The 15957-nt window shown below is 69.6% G+C and carries 19 protein-coding genes and 1 riboswitch; of the genes, 8 read left to right on the forward strand and 11 right to left on the reverse strand.

The features are described from left to right. Nucleotides 1-12: 12 nt before the first annotated feature. From ND450_RS46070 to ND450_RS18095, 6 genes are read right to left on the reverse strand one after another with little or no spacing between them, the layout of a single operon-like run. Nucleotides 13-150 (reverse strand): hypothetical protein, encoded by a 138-nt coding sequence (locus tag ND450_RS46070; RefSeq protein ID WP_371927727.1) that lies wholly within the window; start codon nucleotides 148-150, stop codon nucleotides 13-15. A gap of 3 nt (nucleotides 151-153) precedes the next feature. After that, a complete protein-coding gene (locus tag ND450_RS18075) occupies nucleotides 154-573 on the reverse strand; it encodes a TIGR03086 family metal-binding protein (RefSeq protein WP_371927728.1) in 420 nt (139 codons plus the stop codon). Further along, nucleotides 573-983: a YbjN domain-containing protein gene (locus tag ND450_RS18080; protein ID WP_253327251.1), complete on the reverse strand. Its 411-nt coding sequence runs from the start codon at nucleotides 981-983 to the stop codon at nucleotides 573-575. Before ND450_RS18080 ends, ND450_RS18075 begins: the two co-directional genes overlap by 1 nt. Next, a complete protein-coding gene (locus tag ND450_RS18085) occupies nucleotides 908-1615 on the reverse strand; it encodes a DUF998 domain-containing protein (RefSeq protein WP_253327252.1) in 708 nt (235 codons plus the stop codon). Before ND450_RS18085 ends, ND450_RS18080 begins: the two co-directional genes overlap by 76 nt. A 58-nt stretch (nucleotides 1616-1673) precedes the next feature. Further along, nucleotides 1674-2414: an SDR family NAD(P)-dependent oxidoreductase gene (locus ND450_RS18090; RefSeq protein ID WP_253327253.1), complete on the reverse strand. Its 741-nt coding sequence runs from the start codon at nucleotides 2412-2414 to the stop codon at nucleotides 1674-1676. Between the two features lie 17 nt (nucleotides 2415-2431). Beyond that, entirely contained in the window at nucleotides 2432-3289 is an 858-nt protein-coding gene (locus ND450_RS18095) for a LysR family transcriptional regulator ArgP (protein ID WP_253327946.1), read from the reverse strand. A gap of 99 nt (nucleotides 3290-3388) precedes the next feature. Between ND450_RS18095 and ND450_RS18100 the strand changes: the two genes are divergently transcribed. From ND450_RS18100 to ND450_RS18110, 3 genes are all read left to right on the forward strand, one after another. Next, the gene (locus ND450_RS18100; protein WP_253327947.1) at nucleotides 3389-3937 is read left to right on the forward strand and encodes a LysE/ArgO family amino acid transporter; all 549 of its coding nucleotides are present in this window, start codon (nucleotides 3389-3391) and stop codon (nucleotides 3935-3937) included. A gap of 197 nt (nucleotides 3938-4134) precedes the next feature. After that, nucleotides 4135-4347: riboswitch (cobalamin riboswitch) on the forward strand. Between the two features lie 105 nt (nucleotides 4348-4452). After that, nucleotides 4453-6807, forward strand: a complete 2355-nt coding sequence (locus ND450_RS18105; RefSeq protein WP_253327254.1) for a ribonucleoside-diphosphate reductase subunit alpha — start codon at nucleotides 4453-4455, stop codon at nucleotides 6805-6807. A gap of 53 nt (nucleotides 6808-6860) precedes the next feature. After that, on the forward strand, nucleotides 6861-7847 hold the full coding sequence (locus tag ND450_RS18110; protein ID WP_253327948.1) for a ribonucleotide-diphosphate reductase subunit beta: 987 nt from the start codon (nucleotides 6861-6863) through the stop codon (nucleotides 7845-7847). A gap of 104 nt (nucleotides 7848-7951) precedes the next feature. Here ND450_RS18110 and idi read toward each other — a convergent pair whose 3' ends face one another. Then, nucleotides 7952-8527, reverse strand: a complete 576-nt coding sequence (idi, locus tag ND450_RS18115; protein WP_253327949.1) for an isopentenyl-diphosphate Delta-isomerase — start codon at nucleotides 8525-8527, stop codon at nucleotides 7952-7954. Nucleotides 8528-8639: 112 nt separating this feature from the next. Here idi and ND450_RS18120 point away from each other — a divergent pair, with 112 nt between their 5' ends. After that, entirely contained in the window at nucleotides 8640-8828 is a 189-nt protein-coding gene (locus ND450_RS18120) for an MbtH family protein (protein ID WP_253327255.1), read from the forward strand. Between the two features lie 10 nt (nucleotides 8829-8838). Here the strand turns inward: ND450_RS18120 and ND450_RS18125 are convergent, their stop codons facing one another. Together ND450_RS18125 and ND450_RS18130 are read right to left on the reverse strand one after the other, a co-directional pair. Continuing rightward, nucleotides 8839-10131, reverse strand: a complete 1293-nt coding sequence (locus ND450_RS18125) for a beta-propeller fold lactonase family protein (protein WP_253327256.1) — start codon at nucleotides 10129-10131, stop codon at nucleotides 8839-8841. A 34-nt stretch (nucleotides 10132-10165) separates the two neighbouring features. Next, the gene (locus ND450_RS18130) at nucleotides 10166-10591 is read right to left on the reverse strand and encodes a GNAT family N-acetyltransferase (RefSeq protein ID WP_253327257.1); all 426 of its coding nucleotides are present in this window, start codon (nucleotides 10589-10591) and stop codon (nucleotides 10166-10168) included. Nucleotides 10592-10669: 78 nt separating this feature from the next. On the opposite strand from ND450_RS18130, the gene ND450_RS18135 reads away from it, so the two are divergent. After that, complete coding sequence (locus ND450_RS18135) at nucleotides 10670-11161, forward strand: RNA polymerase sigma factor (RefSeq protein WP_089926266.1); 492 nt, start codon at nucleotides 10670-10672, stop codon at nucleotides 11159-11161. Beyond that, entirely contained in the window at nucleotides 11154-12020 is an 867-nt protein-coding gene (locus tag ND450_RS18140; protein ID WP_253327258.1) for a hypothetical protein, read from the forward strand. Before ND450_RS18135 ends, ND450_RS18140 begins: the two co-directional genes overlap by 8 nt. Here the strand turns inward: ND450_RS18140 and ND450_RS18145 are convergent. After that, nucleotides 12005-13330: a serine/threonine-protein kinase gene (locus ND450_RS18145; protein WP_245786647.1), complete on the reverse strand. Its 1326-nt coding sequence runs from the start codon at nucleotides 13328-13330 to the stop codon at nucleotides 12005-12007. The two genes, ND450_RS18140 and ND450_RS18145, sit on opposite strands and share 16 nt — an antisense overlap. 69 nt (nucleotides 13331-13399) lie before the next feature. Between ND450_RS18145 and ND450_RS18150 the strand changes: the two genes are divergently transcribed. Continuing rightward, nucleotides 13400-14356: a magnesium transporter CorA family protein gene (locus ND450_RS18150; RefSeq protein ID WP_253327259.1), complete on the forward strand. Its 957-nt coding sequence runs from the start codon at nucleotides 13400-13402 to the stop codon at nucleotides 14354-14356. A gap of 7 nt (nucleotides 14357-14363) precedes the next feature. Continuing rightward, nucleotides 14364-15131 carry an enoyl-CoA hydratase/isomerase family protein gene (locus ND450_RS18155; protein ID WP_253327260.1) on the forward strand — a complete coding sequence of 256 codons (768 nt, stop codon included), beginning with the start codon at nucleotides 14364-14366 and terminating at the stop codon, nucleotides 15129-15131. A gap of 362 nt (nucleotides 15132-15493) precedes the next feature. Here ND450_RS18155 and ND450_RS18160 read toward each other — a convergent pair whose 3' ends face one another. Next, nucleotides 15494-15949: a DUF4231 domain-containing protein gene (locus tag ND450_RS18160; protein WP_253327261.1), complete on the reverse strand. Its 456-nt coding sequence runs from the start codon at nucleotides 15947-15949 to the stop codon at nucleotides 15494-15496. Nucleotides 15950-15957 lie beyond the last annotated feature (8 nt).

Consider the following 15957-nt stretch of genomic DNA (forward strand, 5'->3'; position numbering starts at 1 on the left):
GGGGAGCCTAACCTAGGCCCACCGGGGATTCCGCCCACTGAGTCCCAGGACACGGTCGAACAGCGGAGCGTTCGAGCCGACCTCGACCGCCGCGCCGAAGAGCGAGCCGTCGCGGTCGTCCGGCCCGATCGACGACACGAAGCCGTGCACGACCTAGAGCAGGCCTTCCTCGACCTCGAACGGCTGCCCGGTCGCCTTCGCGAGGTCCCAGCCGTGCAGGACGATCTCGTCCAGCGCCACGGCCGCCGCGACCTCCCCCGGCAGGTCGACGCCGCCCGCGCGGGTCATCCCCTCCCACGCCTCGTGAGCGCGCCAGGCCCGCGCGAGCTCGTCCAGCCTCGCCGGGATCGACTCGCGGAAGTCGTCCGGCAGCCGGGACGCGTCGCCGGACGCCGTGCCCTCCAGCGGGGTCTTGCGCGCCGCCATCGTGAACGCGACCGCCAGGCCGTGGACGTGGTCGAGCAGGTCGCCGACCGTGTAGTCCGGGCACGGGGTCGGCGCGTCCAGGTCGTCGTCGCCCACGGCGCGCACCACGTCGGCCAGCCGGCCGGCGGCGGGGGTCAGGTCGAACATCAGTAGCCGTCGCCTCCCCAGAACTGCTCCTCCAGCGTGTCCGCGGTGCCGGCGAGCAGCTGCAGCGGGTCGGTGAACTCGTGGATGTCGAGGTCCTTCAACGGCAGCGAGTGCCGGACCACCACGTGCTCCCCCATGATCGCGAGACCGCAGGCGACGGTGGAGTTGCCGACCTCCGCCAGGACGTCGTGCAGGTTCACCTGCGACGCCAGGCCGCACGGGGAGGCGATCTGCACCCACTCGTGCACCTTGTCGAGCACTTCCCGGACGATGATCACGACCTGCGTGCGGTCGTCCTCGTCCTCCTCCACGTCCCCGAAGGTGAAGAGGATCCTCAGCTCCTCGTCCTCGTCGTGGATGACGTCGTACTCGGCGCGGACGTAATCCGCGAGGTCTCCCCAACTCGCCATGGCGCAACCCTACTGGCCGCGATGGCCCACAGCCCGACGACGAGCACGGCGCCGACCTCGGCGACGAGCAAGATCCTCTCGATGTACCCCAACGGGAACACGCGCCACCACCGCACGTCCGAGACGGCGCTCAGCGCAATGGCGTAGAGCAGCGGCATGAATGCGACAACGCTCAACAAACCGGATGCCATCGTCCACCTGGCGTGTCGCCCCCACACGTGGTCCCTCACCCACGGCCGGGCGAGCGCGATGATCGCGATCGGCAGGCTGACGAACGCGACCATGCTGCCGAACCGGTGGATGCTGCCGCTGACCTCGTTGGTGCCCATCGCCCAGTTGGTCTTGGGGAACGCCACCACGAGGAACAGGCCGACCGACCAGAGGACCAGCGCGATCGCGCCGGTGGACCGCCACTTCGCCACGCCCTTGTGGACCAGCACGCCGAGGATCGCGAGCGAGCCGACCGCCAGCAGCACCACGGCCACGTCGAACACCGGGCGGTAGTCGCCCAGCGCGTACTCGCTGATCGTGCGGCGCAGCGGCCCCACGGTCAGGTCGAGCAGGCCGACCATGGCGACCGTCACGACGACGGCGAGGGATCCGCCGGTGGCGGCGAGTCGAGGTATCAGCACATAACGGACAACGCCCCGGCCGGCGCGCCGGGTTCCTGGGTTCAGCAACCCGACAGGTTCAGCTCAGGATCGCGCCGCACGTGATGTTGACCTGCGCTCCCGTGACCGTGCGGCCCCAGTCCGAGGCCGCGAACACCGCGGCCCTGCCCACGTCGTCGAGCGTCGCGGCCCTGCCCAGCGCCGTCTGGCCGACGATGTCGGGTTCGACCTGGTCGCGGAACTCGCCCGGGATCGACTCGGGGACGCCACCGGTCTGCAGGGTCACCGTCCGGACGCCGTGCGGGCCGAGCTCCGCCGCGAGCTGGCGGCGCATCGCCTCGACCGAGTCGAACGCCGTCACCAGGCCGCCGAGGTTCCAGCGCCGGTGCACCTGACCGTCGCTCGTGCCGCCGAAGAACAGGATCACGCCGTCCCCCTGCCGGATCATGTGCCGGGCGGCGGCGCGGGCGGTGAGGAACTTCGAGCGCACGTTCGTGACGACCGGGCTCAGGTAGTCGTCGACGCTCATCTCGTGCAGCGGCGTGCCCTGCACGTCGTTGTCGGAGATGACGTTCACGGAGATGTCGATCCGCTCGAACCCGGCGGCGTGCTCGTCCACGCTCCGCTCGTCCAGCGCGTCGACCACGGCGTACCTGACGCCGAGTTGCTCGGCCTTGGCCTTGAGCGACGCCTCGGTGCGCGCGGCCAGGTGCACCTCGGCGCCCGCGTCGCGGAACGCCTTCGCGATGGCACCGCCGATCGTGCCCGCGCCGTAGATGACTGCGATCTTCCCGTCGAGGTTCATCGGTTCGCCGGTCATGCGGGGCAGGCTAACCGCTACCGCAGTGCCTCGCGCGCCTCCGCCGCCACCGCCCCGGCCACCGCGGTCAGCGCCGGCGAGTCGAGCTTCCACTGCTGCCAGTACAGCGGCACGGAGATGGTCCGGCCCGGTGCCAGGTCGACCAGCCCCTCCTGGAGTTGCTGCGGCGGCACCATCCCCCAGCCGAGTCCCGCCACGATCGCCCGCACGTAGACCTCGGACGACGGCACGTAGTGGCGGTGCTCGGACGCGCCCCGGCCGCGGGTCAGCGTGCGCGCGAACCGGTCCTGCAGGTCGTCGTTGCGGTCGAACACGACGACCGGCGCGTGCGGCAGCCACGACTTCAGCGGGCCGTCCTCGTGCCGGTCGATGAACTCCCTCGAAGCCATTGCCGCGTAACGGATCTCGCCGAGCTTGGTGACCGAGCAGCCCGCCACCGGTTCGCGGGACGACGTGACCGCCGCCATCACCAGTCCCTGGCGCAGCAACGCCGTCGTGTGGTCCTGGTCCTCGCGGTGCAGGTCGAACGAGATCCTGAGGTCCGGCGGAACCCGTTGCAGGGCGGGCAGGAACCACGTGGCGAGCGAGTCGGCGTTCACGGCGATCGGCACCCGCACGACCGCGTCCTGTCCCAGCGCCGCGTCCAGGTCCTGGTCGAGGGCGAGCAGTTGCCGACCGTAGCGGACCAGCACCTCGCCGGACGGCGTCAGCCGCACCGGGCGGGCGCGGACGAGCAGAACCCGCCCGGTGCGTTGCTCCAGCGCCTTGATGCGTTGCGAGACAGCGGAAGGAGTGACGTGCAGCGCGGCGGCAGCCGCGTCGAACGTGCCCGCGTCGACGACCGCGAGCAGCGTGCGCACCAGATCCAGGTCCATCACGAACGCTAATGATACGTAAGAATCTTTAGCTGGTCTCATCAAGACGGCGTCAATACCGTGAGGACTGTGACTGACCTGCTGCTCGGCTTCGGCACCATGACGACCCTGATCGTCGCGATCGGCGCGCAGAACGCTTTCGTTCTGCGCCAGGGGATTCGCCGTGAGGCCGTGGTCCGGGTCGTCGCGGTCTGCGCCCTCTCCGACGCGATCCTCGTCGCGGTGGGTATCGCCGGGTTCGGTGCCGTGGTGGAGAGGTTCCCCGCGGCGATCACCGTGGCCGCGGTCGTCGGCGGTCTTTTCCTGCTGGGCTACGGGTTCCTGGCCGCGCGCAGGGCGTTGCACCCGTCGGCGCTGGACGCCGGTACCGGGACCAGCAGCCGGCCCGTGCTGACCGCGCTGGCGCTGACGTGGCTCAACCCGCACGTCTACCTCGACACGCTGCTCCTGCTCGGCTCGATCGCGGCCGGCCGGTGGCTCTTCGGCGCCGGCGCGGTGACCGCGAGCATCACCTGGTTCGTCGCGCTCGGCTTCGGCGCCCGCCTGCTCGGCCCGCTGTTCGCGAAGCCCCGCGCGTGGCGCGTCCTCGACGGCCTCATCGCCGCCGTGATGATCACTCTCGGGGTGGCCCTGATCGCCGGGTCGTGATCATCACCAGCACCGCCGCGACGGCCAGTCCGGCACTCGCCGCGGGCGCCGCCGGCCCGACGAAAAGGGACGTCGAAGCGAGCCCCGCGCTGACCAGAGCACCGATGACGACCCGCGGCCGAAGATCACCCACGTTGATGACCCTAACCCACGACACGCGCATGTTGGGTGGTGATCCAGACCCCACCACCACATGTAGTATCTGCCGCGCTGGTGGTTCACCGACTCGGCTCAACCGGGCCGGTGAGGCAAGAGGGAACCCGGTGAGAACCCGGGACTGCCCCGCAGCGGTGAGTGGGAACGAAAGCCGTCAACGAAGCACTGGGTCGCACGACCTGGGAAGCGACGGCCGGTAGGCGTCAGCGGTGCGCCCACGAGTCCGAAGACCTGCCACTGGTGTGCGCGCAAGCCTGCGCGCACGACACGGTGCCCCGAGGGAGGGCGGCTGTGTGCACCAGTGGTGTCCACTGGCGTGCGCATGCGCTTTTCCCCGGGCCTGCTCGCGAGGAGAGAGCGTGCCCGACCGCCTTTCAGTGGTCATCAACGAAGCCTGCGCCGACCTGCCCAACGCGTCGGCCGAGGCGGTCCTGGCCGAGACCAAGCGGAACCTCTACCACGGCATCACCGACACCGAGCTGGCACTCGCGCCGATCATGGCCGCCCGCACGATGGTCGAACTCGACCCGGACTACTCCTACGTCAGCGCCCGCCTGCTGCTGGACAAGCTGCGCGCCGAGGCCTGCGGGGTCCCGCTGTCGCACGCGGAGATGACCGAGCGCTACCCCGCGTACTTCGAGTCGTTCGTCCGCGACGGCATCGGGTTCGGCCAGCTCGACCCGCGCCTGGCCGGCTTCGACCTGGTTCGTCTCGGTGCCGCCCTGCGGGCCTCGCGAGACCTGGACTTCCAGTTCCTGGGCATGCAGACCCTGTACGACCGCTACTTCCTGCACCACGACGGCCGCCGTTACGAGCTCCCCCAGGCGTTCTTCATGCGCGTCGCCATGGGCCTCGCCCTGGAGGAGGACGACCGCGACGCCCGCGCCATCGAGTTCTACGAGCTGCTGTCGTCGTTCGACTTCATGTGCTCGACCCCGACGCTGTTCAACTCCGGGACCACGCGCCCGCAGCTGTCGTCGTGCTTCCTCACCACCGTCGACGACGACCTGGCCGCGATCTTCCACGGCATCAGCAACAACGCGCTGCTGTCGAAGTTCGCCGGTGGGCTGGGGAACGACTGGACGCCGGTGCGCGGGATCGGCGCGCACATCAAGGGGACCAACGGCAAGTCGCAGGGCGTCGTGCCGTTCCTCAAGGTCGCCAACGACACCGCGGTCGCCGTCAACCAGGGCGGGCGTCGCAAGGGCGCGGTCTGCGCGTACCTCGAGACCTGGCACATCGACGTCGAGGAGTTCCTCGACCTGCGCAAGAACACCGGCGACGAACGCCGCCGCACCCACGACATGAACACCGCGAACTGGGTGCCGGACGAGTTCCTGCGCCGCGTCCGCGCGAACGGCCGGTGGACGCTGTTCTCCCCGGACGAGGTGCCGGACCTGCACGACGCGTTCGGTGACGAGTTCGCCGAGAAGTACCGCGCCTACGAGGCCAAGGCCGACAACGGCGAGATCAAGGTCTTCCGCCGGCTGCCGGCCGTGGACCTGTGGCGGCGCATGCTCACGATGCTGTTCGAGACCGGCCACCCGTGGATCACGTTCAAGGACCCGTGCAACCTGCGGTCGCCGCAGCAGCACAACGGTGTGGTGCACTCGTCGAACCTGTGCACCGAGATCACCCTGAACACGACGATCGACGAGGTCGCGGTGTGCAACCTCGGCAGCGTCAACCTCGCGCAGCACGTGACGGCCCAAGGCATCGACCACGCGCGGCTCGAGAAGACCGTGCGCACGGCGGTGCGGATGCTCGACAACGTGATCGACGTGAACTACTACACGATCCCGGAAGCGAAGAACTCCAACCTGAAGCACCGGCCGGTCGGCCTGGGACTGATGGGCTTCCAGGACGCGCTGTTCACGCTCGGCACGCCGATGGCGTCGAAGGAGGCCGTCGAGTTCGCCGACCGCAGCATGGAGGAGATCAGCTACTACGCCATCGACGCGTCCGCCGATCTCGCCCAGGAGCGCGGCGCGTACCGGTCGTTCGAGGGATCGTTGTGGAGCAGGGGGATCCTGCCGATCGACTCGGTCGAGATCCTGGCCGCCACGCGCGGCGAGGGTGAGCTGGAGCAGAACCGCGAGTCCACGATGGACTGGGCTCCGGTGCGCGAGAAGGCCCGCAGGGGCATGCGGAACTCGAACGTCATGGCGATCGCGCCGACCGCGACCATCGCGAACATCACCGGCGTGAACCAGTCGATCGAGCCGCTCTACCGCAACCTGTACGTGAAGTCGAACATGTCCGGCGACTTCACCGTGATCAACCCGGACCTGGTGCGGGCTCTCAAGCAGCGCGGGCTGTGGGACGAGCAGATGATCTCGGACCTCAAGCTGCACGACGGCGGCCTCGGCGCGATCGACCGGGTGCCGCCGTACCTGAAGGCGTTGTACGCCACGGCGTTCGAGGTCGACAGCTCGTGGCTGATCGAGGCGGGCTCGCGTCGTCAGAAGTGGATCGACCAGGCGCAGTCGCTGAACCTGTACCTGGCCGCGCCGAGCGGCCGCAAGCTCGACGAGCTGTACCAGCTGGCGTGGGTGCGCGGGCTGAAGACCACGTACTACCTGCGCACGCAGAGCGCCACGCACGTGGAGAAGTCCACGTTGCAGGGCACCGACGGCAAGCTCAACGCCGTCTCTCCCGTGGCAGTGGACCCCAACTGCTCCATCACCGACCCCGACTGCGAGGCCTGCCAGTGACCGAGAACCTGATCGAGGCGGGCGCCGCCCGCGTCTCCGTCGACGACAAGGCGATGATCAACTGCCGCGCCGACGTCAACCAGCTGCTGCCGCTCAAGTACCACTGGGCGTGGGAGAAGTACCTGGCGGGCTGCAACAACGCGTGGATGCCGACCGAGGTGTCCATGCAGGCCGACATCGGCCTGTGGAAGTCGAAGGACGGGCTGACCGACGACGAGCGCCTGATGATCAAGCGCAACCTCGGCTTCTTCGCCACGTCGGAGTCGTTGGTGGCCAACAACATCGTGCTCGCGGTCTACCGGCACCTGACGAACCCCGAGTGCCGCCAGTACCTGCTGCGGCAGGCCTTCGAGGAGGCCGTGCACACGCACACGTTCCAGTACATCTGCGAGTCGCTCGGCCTCGACGACGGCGAGCTGTTCAACATGTACCGGGAGATCCCGTCCATCACGGACAAGGCGGCGTGGGCGCTGCAGTTCACGCAGCACCTGGAGGACCCGGAGTTCCGCACCGGCACGCCGGAGAAGGACCAGGCGTTCCTCAAGGACCTCGTCGCGTTCTACGTGGTGTTCGAGGGCATGTGGTTCTACACCGGGTTCGCGCAGATCCTGTCGCTCGGCCGGCGCAACAAGATGGTCGGCATCGCCGAGCAGTACCAGTACATCCTGCGCGACGAGTCGATCCACCTGAACTTCGGCATCGACGCGATCAACCAGATCAAGATCGAGAACCCGCACCTGTGGAACGACGTGTTCCAGAAGGAGGTGCGGACCATGCTCGCGGAAGGCTGCGAGCTGGAGATCGCTTACGGACGCGACACGATGCCGAACGGCATCCTGGGGCTCAACGCCGACCTGTGCGAGCAGTACATGCGGTTCATCACGAACCGCCGGTGCGCGCAGCTCGGCCTGGAGCCGGTGTGGGAGCAGACGGAGAACCCGTTCCCGTGGATGTCGGAGATGATGGACCTCAAGAAGGAGAAGAACTTCTTCGAGACCCGCGTCATCGAGTACCAGAACGGCGGCTCACTGGAGTGGTGAGGCGGGGCGACCGGACGGCTGCGTGCCGTCCGGTCGCCGCCGCGAAGCACGTCGGACGCCTCGGCAAGACGGCTTCCGGTTCCGCGACCCGCGTCCGCCGGCTCTCACGCCAGCCGGACGGCCTCCGGCAGCCCGGCCCGGTCCGCGACAGGCCACGCCAGCGGATCGGGCCCGAGCCGCACGAGCTCGGCGACCTGGAGCCGGGACCACGGTGAGATCTCGCGCGTGCCGTCCAGCACGGACGCCGCGAACTCGGCCCACGGGACGCGCTCGGTCGAGTCGACCTCGTCCGGGTTCGGCACGGGGTCGTCCTCGCAGACCACCCGGAACACCGGGCACATCTCGTTCTCGACGATCCCGTCCTGGACCGCGCGGTAGCGGAAGGCGGGCAGCAGCAGTTCGGGGGCGGAGCACTTCATGCCGAGCTCGTCCCACAGGCGCCGCAGCACGGCCTGCGCCATGTCCTCGCCGGGCGCCGGGTGGCCGCAGCAGGTGTTGGTCCACAGGCCGGGGAAGGTCTTCTTGTGCAGGGCGCGGCGGGTGAGCACGGTGTTGCCCGCCGAGTCGAACACGTAGCTGGAAAACGCCAGGTGCAGCGGGGTGTCCGCGTGGTGCACCACTGCCTTGTCCTCGACGCCGATGGCCGAACCGTCCTCGGCCAGGAGGACCACCTGTTCCACAGTCACGCCACCACGTAATCACACGCGGTCCAAGATCGGGAACCGGGCGTCCGGGTGAGGGCTCGAGCGCGGGACCAGCCGCGCCCCAGGTGGCGGAGGTCACCCTGGGGGCATGACTTCCCCGATCGCTCAGGCTCACACCATGTTCCTGGTGCTGGTCAGCCCGTCGGGCCAGTACTCGATCTGGCCGGCGGTGCTGCAGGTGCCCGCGGGCTGGCTGGTCGTGCACGGAGTCGCGTCCAGGCAGTCCTGTGCGGACCACCTGGACGCGCTCCGGGCCGACCAGCCGTTGGCCGCATAGCCCTACAGCACTACAGCAGGCGGATGTACCCGTGGGACGAGGCGCCGCCGTGCTCGTTGTTGCCCGCGTACGAGGCCGTGAAGCCCTGCAGCAGCGTGGACACGCCGACGAGCAGCGGCACCTGGGCGTCGCAGGTGGCCTTGCCGGACGCGTTGGTCGTCGCGGTGCAGAGCGGGTTGCCCTTCACCGTGCGGAAGACGACCTGCTGACCGGCGACCGGCGCCCCGGTGTGCTTGTCGGTCAGCGTGGCGTTGACGCCGCGGACCGTGAAGCCGAGGAGCCGCAGCTGCAGCTGGGCGGTGCCGGCCACGAGCTTCGACGCGGCGGGCGGCACGAAGTTGATCGCGATGCCCACCGGGCGCTGGCCGACGGCGACGCTCGTGGTGACCGAGTTCGACGCCGTGCTGATGACCGACACGGTGTTGCTGTCGAAGTTCGTGACGTACGCGCTCGCGCCGTCCGGCGTGACGGCCACGCTGATCGGGCGGTCGCCGACGCCGATCTGCTGCAGTTCGGTGAGCGTCGTGAGGTCCACGACGGACACCGTGTCGGACTGGCTGTTCGTCACGTACGCGCGAGTGCCGTCCGGCGTCAGCGCGATGCCGTGCGGCGTGATGCCGACGGACGCGCTGCCGACGACGGCGCGCGAGGCGACGTCGATGGCGGAGACGCTGTTCGAGAGCTTGTTGACCACGTACATCCGCGTGCCGTCCGACGACGCCGCGATGGCGGTGGCCGCGCTGCCGACGTCGATCGTGGTGGCGACGGTGTTGGACGTCGTGTCGATGACCGAGACCTTGCCCGCCCCGGTGACGTCGTGCGTGACGTAGACGGCCGAGCCGTCCTTGGTGACGACGACGCCGTCCGGGTTCTCGCCGACCGCGACCGTCGCGGTGACGGTGAGCGTGGCGGTGTCGACCACGGACACCGTGCCGCCGAGGTAGTTGGTGACGTAGACGAAGCCGCCACCGGGGGCGACCGCGACGCCCGCCGGGCGGTTGCCGACGGGAACCGCCTTGTCGACCGTGTTGGTCGGCGTGTCGATCACCAGCAGCGTGTTCTGCAGGGAGCTCGTCACGTAGCCGCGGGTCCCGTCGAACGCGACCGCCGCCATGTACGGCGAGTTGCCGTCGCCGTCGGCGATCGTCGTGGACACCGCGTTCGTGGCCGTGTCGATCACCGACACCCCGCCGCCGTTGTTGGCGACGTATCCCAGAACCCGGCCGGCGGGCACCGCCTGGGCCGGGCTCACCACCAGTGCCGTGGTGACGGCAGCCGCCATCACCAGTGGACGTAACCGCATGTTCGATGCCTCCTGGCGAGTCATCCCGACCTTCTCAGGACATCGCGGGAGGAGGAGCGGGCGTTAGCCTTTTCAGCCGCTTCTCGAACCAGTGGTCGGCGTACTCGGCGTCGTTGTAGCGCTCGATCTCGGCGAAGCCGTGCTTGGCGTACAAACCCCTTGCCTCGACCAGGTCCCTGCGCGTGTCGAGCCGGCCGCGGAACGGCTCGCGCACGAACATCCGGGTCAGCTCACCGACGTCGCCGGACAGGACCCGCATCCCCAGGCAGCCGACATCGGCGCCGTCGAGGGACAGCACGAGGAACACCGGCACGTCGTGGTCCTGCTCGTCGCGTTCATACGCGTCGATCTCCGCGTCGCTCGCCGGCCGGCCCCGGTAGCGGCTGATCATCTCGGCGTTGTACTCGCGGGTGAGCGGCGAACCGCCGACGTCGGCGACCCTCACGGTCCAGGTGGTCATGCGACCATCATCGGAGCCGGTCCACTGTGATTCAGGTCACTGCAACACCGGCACGGCGGGAAGCCAACTGGGGGCGTGATGTTCGCGGAGCTGTTCGACGAGCACGCCCACCCGTTGCACAGATACCTGGCGCGGCGGGTGGGCGTCGACGTGGCCGACGACCTCGTCAGCGAGACCTTCCTCGCCGCCATGCGCGGGAAGGAGGGCTACGACCCGGAGAAGGGCAGCGTCGTCGGCTGGCTCTACGGCATCGCGACGAACCTGTTGCGCGGCCACGCCAAACGCGAGACGCGCCTGCTGCGGACCGCCGAGCGGTACGGCGTCGACCTCGGTGTCGCCGAGTCGCTGGAGCACACGGTGGTCACCCGGATCGACTCCCGCTCGCACCTGCGCCGGATCGCGCGCGAGCTGGCCAGGATGCCCGAGGCCGACCGCGACCTGGTGCTGCTCGTGTCGCTCGCCGGGCTGACCGTGCAGCAGGCGGCGGAAGCCCTCGACCTCAATCCCGGAACCGCCCGGTCCCGTCTGCACCGGCTGCGCGCGAAGCTGAAGGAAGTGGAACATGCGTGACGTGCTGGACGACGACCTCGCCGAGCTGTACCCGGTGCGCGGCGGCGACGACGTGCGGCTGGCCCGGTTGCGCGAGCAGCTGTTCGCCGAGAAGCCCCCGTCGCGCTCGCGCCGCTGGATCGGCATCGCCGCGGCGGTCGTGGCGGTCGTGCTGATCACGGGGCTCGTGGTGTTCGTGCGCCCGGAGCGGTTCACCCCGGACGTCGCCGAGATGCCCACCGCGCCGGCCACCTCGCTCGCCGAGGCGGCAATGCTGCTGGAGCGGTCGCAGCCGCGCGGCAAGTACAGGCACATCCGGTACGAGACCTGGCTGACGTTCACCGCCAACGACAAGGGCGCCACCACCGCCATGCAGGCGGAGTTCGTCGCCGAGGTCTGGCTGCCGACGGCGGACGGGCAGCAGGTGAAGATCCAGCGCAGGGCGACCGGCCGCACGCGCGCGGTCACCGGCGTCCCGGAGACTCCCGGCTTCACGCCCAGCCGCGTGTACACGGGCCCGCAGATGTGGGACACGGTCTGCCCGACGACCCCGTGCTACGAGACGAGCCTGCTCAACCCGCTGAGCCAGGAGCTGCGGGAGACGCTGGGTTCCGCGTCCTCCGCGTTGCTCTCGCCGTTCACCGCCAAGGACAAGAAGGCGGTTCTGTACCGCCAGCTCGCCGCCGTCGACGGGGTGCGCTACAACGACGGCACGGTGTCCGCGGAGGGCGGCAAGGCCTCCTTCACCCTCGACCCGGCGACGGGTGAGGTCACCGGGTACGAGGAACGGCAGGTCTTCGCCGGCGGCGCACTGCCCGCGGGGACCTCGCTGCTGTCCATCTCGGTGACCTACGAGTGGACCGATCAGCGGCCGTCGTAGGACCTCGGCAGGTACCAGGCCAGGGCGGCGCGCAGCTCGGCGACGTCGCGCTCGCGCCGCCTCCTGGTGCGCTCGTGGGCGATCGGGAAGACGCGCACACCGCCGTGGTGCGCGCCGAAGAAGCGGCGCGGCGCCGGGTCCTTCAGCCAGACGACGACCCACGGCCGTTTCTTGTGCGGCACGACGCGCACCCGTGCGAGCTCGTACCACCAGTACTGGTGGAACTTGCCGTTGCGCGTGGTGGCGATGCCCTCGCGACTGATCTCGATGACGACCCGACGGCGGGCGGCCGCGCTGAAGTACCGCACGGCACGCACGACGAGCACGCAGAACGCGGCCAGCGCGAGCAGCTGCGTGGCGCCGTTGGCCTGGGCGGCCGGGTCGGCGATCGCGGCGGCGAGCAGGGCCACGGCCAGGTTCAGCACGCCCCACGCCATCGGCACGAACCGCGACGTCGAGAACGTCGCGGCGGCGGGCGTCATGGGCGCGGGCATCTTGGTGGTCGGCGGCTTCGGCGTGACGACCTGCGAGAGCAGGCGTGTCACCTCGGCCGGCTCCGGGCGCTTGGCCGGGTCGCGGTGCATGCACTTCTGCACGAGCGGCCGCAGCGCCTTGGGCACGCCGTCGATGTCCGGCTCGCCGTGGGCGGCCTTGTAGAGCAACGTGGCCGTCGGGCCCTCGCCGAACGGCCCCTTGCCCGTCGCCGCGTAGACCAGCACGGCGCCCAGGGCGAACACGTCGGACGGCGACGCGACCTCCTGGCCGGTGATCTGCTCGGGCGAGAGGAAGCCGGGCGTGCCGAAGACCATGCCGGTCTCCGTCAGCGCGGTGTGCTCCATCGCGCGGGAGATGCCGAAGTCGATGACGCGCGGGCCGTCGGCGCCCAGCAGCACGTTGGACGGCTTGAGGTCGCGGTGGACGAGCCCGGCGCGGTGGATCGCGGTGAGCGCCTCGGCCAGACCCTCGGCGAGGCGTCTCAAATGGTGCTCGGGCAACGGTCCGTGCCGTTCGATGGCCTCCTGCAGCGTCGGGCCGGGCACGTACTCCGTCGCCATCCACGGCCGGGCCGCCCGCGTGTCGGCGTCCACGACCGCCGCCGTGCCGGCGCTGCCGACCGCACGGGCCATCTGGACCTCACGGCGGAACCGCTCGCGGAAGCGCGGGTCGTCGGCGAGCTCGGCGCGGGCGACCTTGACCGCCACCTGGCGCCCGTCGCTGCCTTGTCCCAGGTAGACCGTTCCCATGGCGCCACGACCAAGCCTGCCCAGGAGCAGGTAGTCACCGATGCGCTGTGGTTGGTCCACCTTCACCGGATCGAGGGTAGCGGGAACTCGGGCCGAAACCTCACATCTGAGTAGATCTACGTACGCTTGTCACCCATGGGCCGGACAAGGTTGTACCGCAACGGCGAGCTCGTCAGCTCGGACTTCCCGGTCACCGACGTCTCGCGGCACCTCCAAGATCAGTCCGCGATCGTGTGGTTCGACCTGTGCGCGCCGTCGGAGGACGAGATAGGTCTGCTGCGCGACGAACTGGGGCTGCACGAGCTCGCGATCGAGGACGCGTTCTCCGAGCGGCAGCGCCCGAAGGTCGACCGCTACCCCACCCACCTGTTCCTCTCCGTCTACGCCGTCCGGTACGAGCAGCACGAGATCAGGACGTGCGAGGTCGACGTCTTCGTGGCGCGCAACGCGCTCGTGACGGTGCGCGAGAGCGAGGACTACGACCTGGCGGGCGTGCTGCGGCGGTGGGACAGCGCGCCCACGCTCGCGTCGTCGGGCATCGGCTTCCTGCTGCACGGCCTGCTCGACGACGTCGTGGACGGCCACTACGCCGCCGCCCAGCAGCTCGACGACGACATCGAGGCCCTCGAGGACCGCATCTACGACGAGAAGCCGCACGTGGGCCGCAAGGCCCTGCAGCTCCGCCGCGCCCTGGTCCAGCTGCGGCGCGTCGCGCTGCCGATGCGCGAGGTCCTCGGCTCGCTGCTGCACCGCGAGCACGAGCTGGTGGACGACGTGATGATGCCGTACTACCTGGACGTGAAGGACCACACGCTCTTCATCGCCGAACTGACGGAGTCGATGCGCGAGCTGGTCACGAACCTCCGCGAGGCCGAGGTCGCCGTCCAGGGCAACCGCCTCAACTCGATCATGAAGAAGGTCACGAGCTGGGCCGCGATCATCGCCGTCCCGACCGCCATCTCGGGCTACTACGGCATGAACGTCCCCTACCCGGGCTTCGAGCAGAGGTGGGGCTTCTGGGTCTCCACGCTGGGTATCTTCGGCCTCTCCTACTTCCTGTACGTGATGTTCAAGCGCCGCGATTGGTTGTGAGCACCCTGTGAAGATCCACCTGACCCGCCGTGACGAGCTCGCGATCATCACGATCGACGCACCCCCGCTCAACCTGTACTCCCTGGACCTCGACGCCGAGTTCCACGAGGCCCTGGACGACCTGGGCGACGCACGCGCACTGCTGGTCAACGCCACGGGCAAGGTGGTGTCGGGCGGAGTCGACGTCTCCCTGTTCGCCTCCCAGGAGTACCGCGAGGAGGCCCAGCAGCTCTTCGACCGCATGCTGCTGCTCCCCCAGCGCCTCGCCGCACTGCCGATGCCGACCGTCTTCGCCGCGCACGCCCTGTGCCTGACCTGGGCCTTCGAGCTGGCGGTGGCCTGCGACCTCCTGGTCGCCTCGTCGTCGGCCCGCTTCGGCCTGGTGGAGAAGGTCGTGGGCCTCACCCCGACCATGGGCGGCACCCAACGCCTGGCCGCCCGCGCGGGCGTGGCAAGGGCGAAGGAGTTCGTCATGACCGGCGACCTCTACGACGCCGCGACCCTGGAGCGCTGGAACGTCGTGAACCGCGTGTTCCCGGACGACGGCTTCGCACTGGCCGCCGAGGAGTTCGCCTTGGGTTTGGCCGTGGGCCCGACGCGCGCGCACGCCGCCACCAAGGAGGTGCTCGCGCACTACGAGCACGGCGGGGTGGCGGAGGCCGACGCGCACGTGACGACCATCGCGTCGGGGCTGTACGAGACCGAGGACCTGCCTCGGGCCGTGCACAGCTTCCTGACGGACGGGCCTGGGCGGGCGACCTTCACGGGCCGCTGAGCGGGGTGGGCAGGAGCGGCGGCAGGTCGGCGGCGGCAGGTCGGCAGGCAGGCGGCGAGCAGGTGCCGGGCGGCAGGCCAGGACCAGCGCACGGTGAGCGGTGCAAGGCACAGGCCCTCTCGTACGGGCTCAGGCCGACGACGAAGCCGGGGCACCCTGCCGCCACGGCGCTGATGAAGCCGGGGCGTCCCTACCTCCATGGGCTCCGATCAGCGGTGATGACTCGACCCCGACGGCGATCGGGGCTTGACACGACCCAACGCGACCACCCGCGCAACGCGCCCCGCTCGCACGCCAGGTGCCCCTCCCGCTGGGACCGGCGCCAACCCACTCGAACCGACCCACCACCCGCGCCGCACGCCCTATCCGTTCTCCCGGAACCGAAGCCACCGCGAACTCAACGAATCCCAAATCTCCTGGTACCGCTCGAACATCTCCCGAACCCGCTCGACCTCCACCTGATCGGCCGGAGTGGACGCGACGTAGTACCCCAACTCGTCCTCCAGCCGGTGGAACCGGTAACTGGCCTCCTCCATCAACACCCACAACGACCGCCAGGCGAAGAACGGCTCCAAAGCGGACACCACGGTGACGACCGCCACCAACGCGAACGCCGTCCCCGTCCAGGGGTCGAGGTTCTGCAGGCCGAGGATGATCGTCGACACCGCCGAAAGCACCAAAGTGGTCAGTCGGACGGTTACGGACTTCCACCTGAACCGCTGCTTGCGCGAGCGGGCGTAGGCGTGCCCTCGCGCGATCTGTCCCTGGAGGTGTTGTGCGAGTTCCAACGGCTTCAAGCCGGACGGCAAGTCGGTCACCGGCAAGA

It is taken from the genome of Lentzea sp. HUAS12 (genome assembly GCF_024125735.1).
Taxonomy (GTDB): domain Bacteria; phylum Actinomycetota; class Actinomycetes; order Mycobacteriales; family Pseudonocardiaceae; genus Lentzea; species Lentzea albida.

Coding starts and splice junctions, on each gene's coding strand:
- ND450_RS18150 (WP_253327259.1), top strand. CDS start 13,400: ATGGGCCGGACAAGGTTGTACCGCAACGGCGAGCTCGTCAGCTCGGAC.
- ND450_RS18095 (WP_253327946.1), bottom strand. CDS start 3,289: ATGGACCTGGATCTGGTGCGCACGCTGCTCGCGGTCGTCGACGCGGGC.
- ND450_RS18120 (WP_253327255.1), top strand. CDS start 8,640: ATGACTTCCCCGATCGCTCAGGCTCACACCATGTTCCTGGTGCTGGTC.
- ND450_RS18100 (WP_253327947.1), top strand. CDS start 3,389: ATGACGACCCTGATCGTCGCGATCGGCGCGCAGAACGCTTTCGTTCTG.
- ND450_RS18090 (WP_253327253.1), bottom strand. CDS start 2,414: ATGACCGGCGAACCGATGAACCTCGACGGGAAGATCGCAGTCATCTAC.
- ND450_RS18075 (WP_371927728.1), bottom strand. CDS start 573: ATGTTCGACCTGACCCCCGCCGCCGGCCGGCTGGCCGACGTGGTGCGC.
- ND450_RS18135 (WP_089926266.1), top strand. CDS start 10,670: ATGTTCGCGGAGCTGTTCGACGAGCACGCCCACCCGTTGCACAGATAC.
- ND450_RS18130 (WP_253327257.1), bottom strand. CDS start 10,591: ATGACCACCTGGACCGTGAGGGTCGCCGACGTCGGCGGTTCGCCGCTC.
- ND450_RS18110 (WP_253327948.1), top strand. CDS start 6,861: ATGATCAACTGCCGCGCCGACGTCAACCAGCTGCTGCCGCTCAAGTAC.
- ND450_RS18080 (WP_253327251.1), bottom strand. CDS start 983: ATGGCGAGTTGGGGAGACCTCGCGGATTACGTCCGCGCCGAGTACGAC.
- ND450_RS18140 (WP_253327258.1), top strand. CDS start 11,154: ATGCGTGACGTGCTGGACGACGACCTCGCCGAGCTGTACCCGGTGCGC.
- ND450_RS18125 (WP_253327256.1), bottom strand. CDS start 10,131: ATGCGGTTACGTCCACTGGTGATGGCGGCTGCCGTCACCACGGCACTG.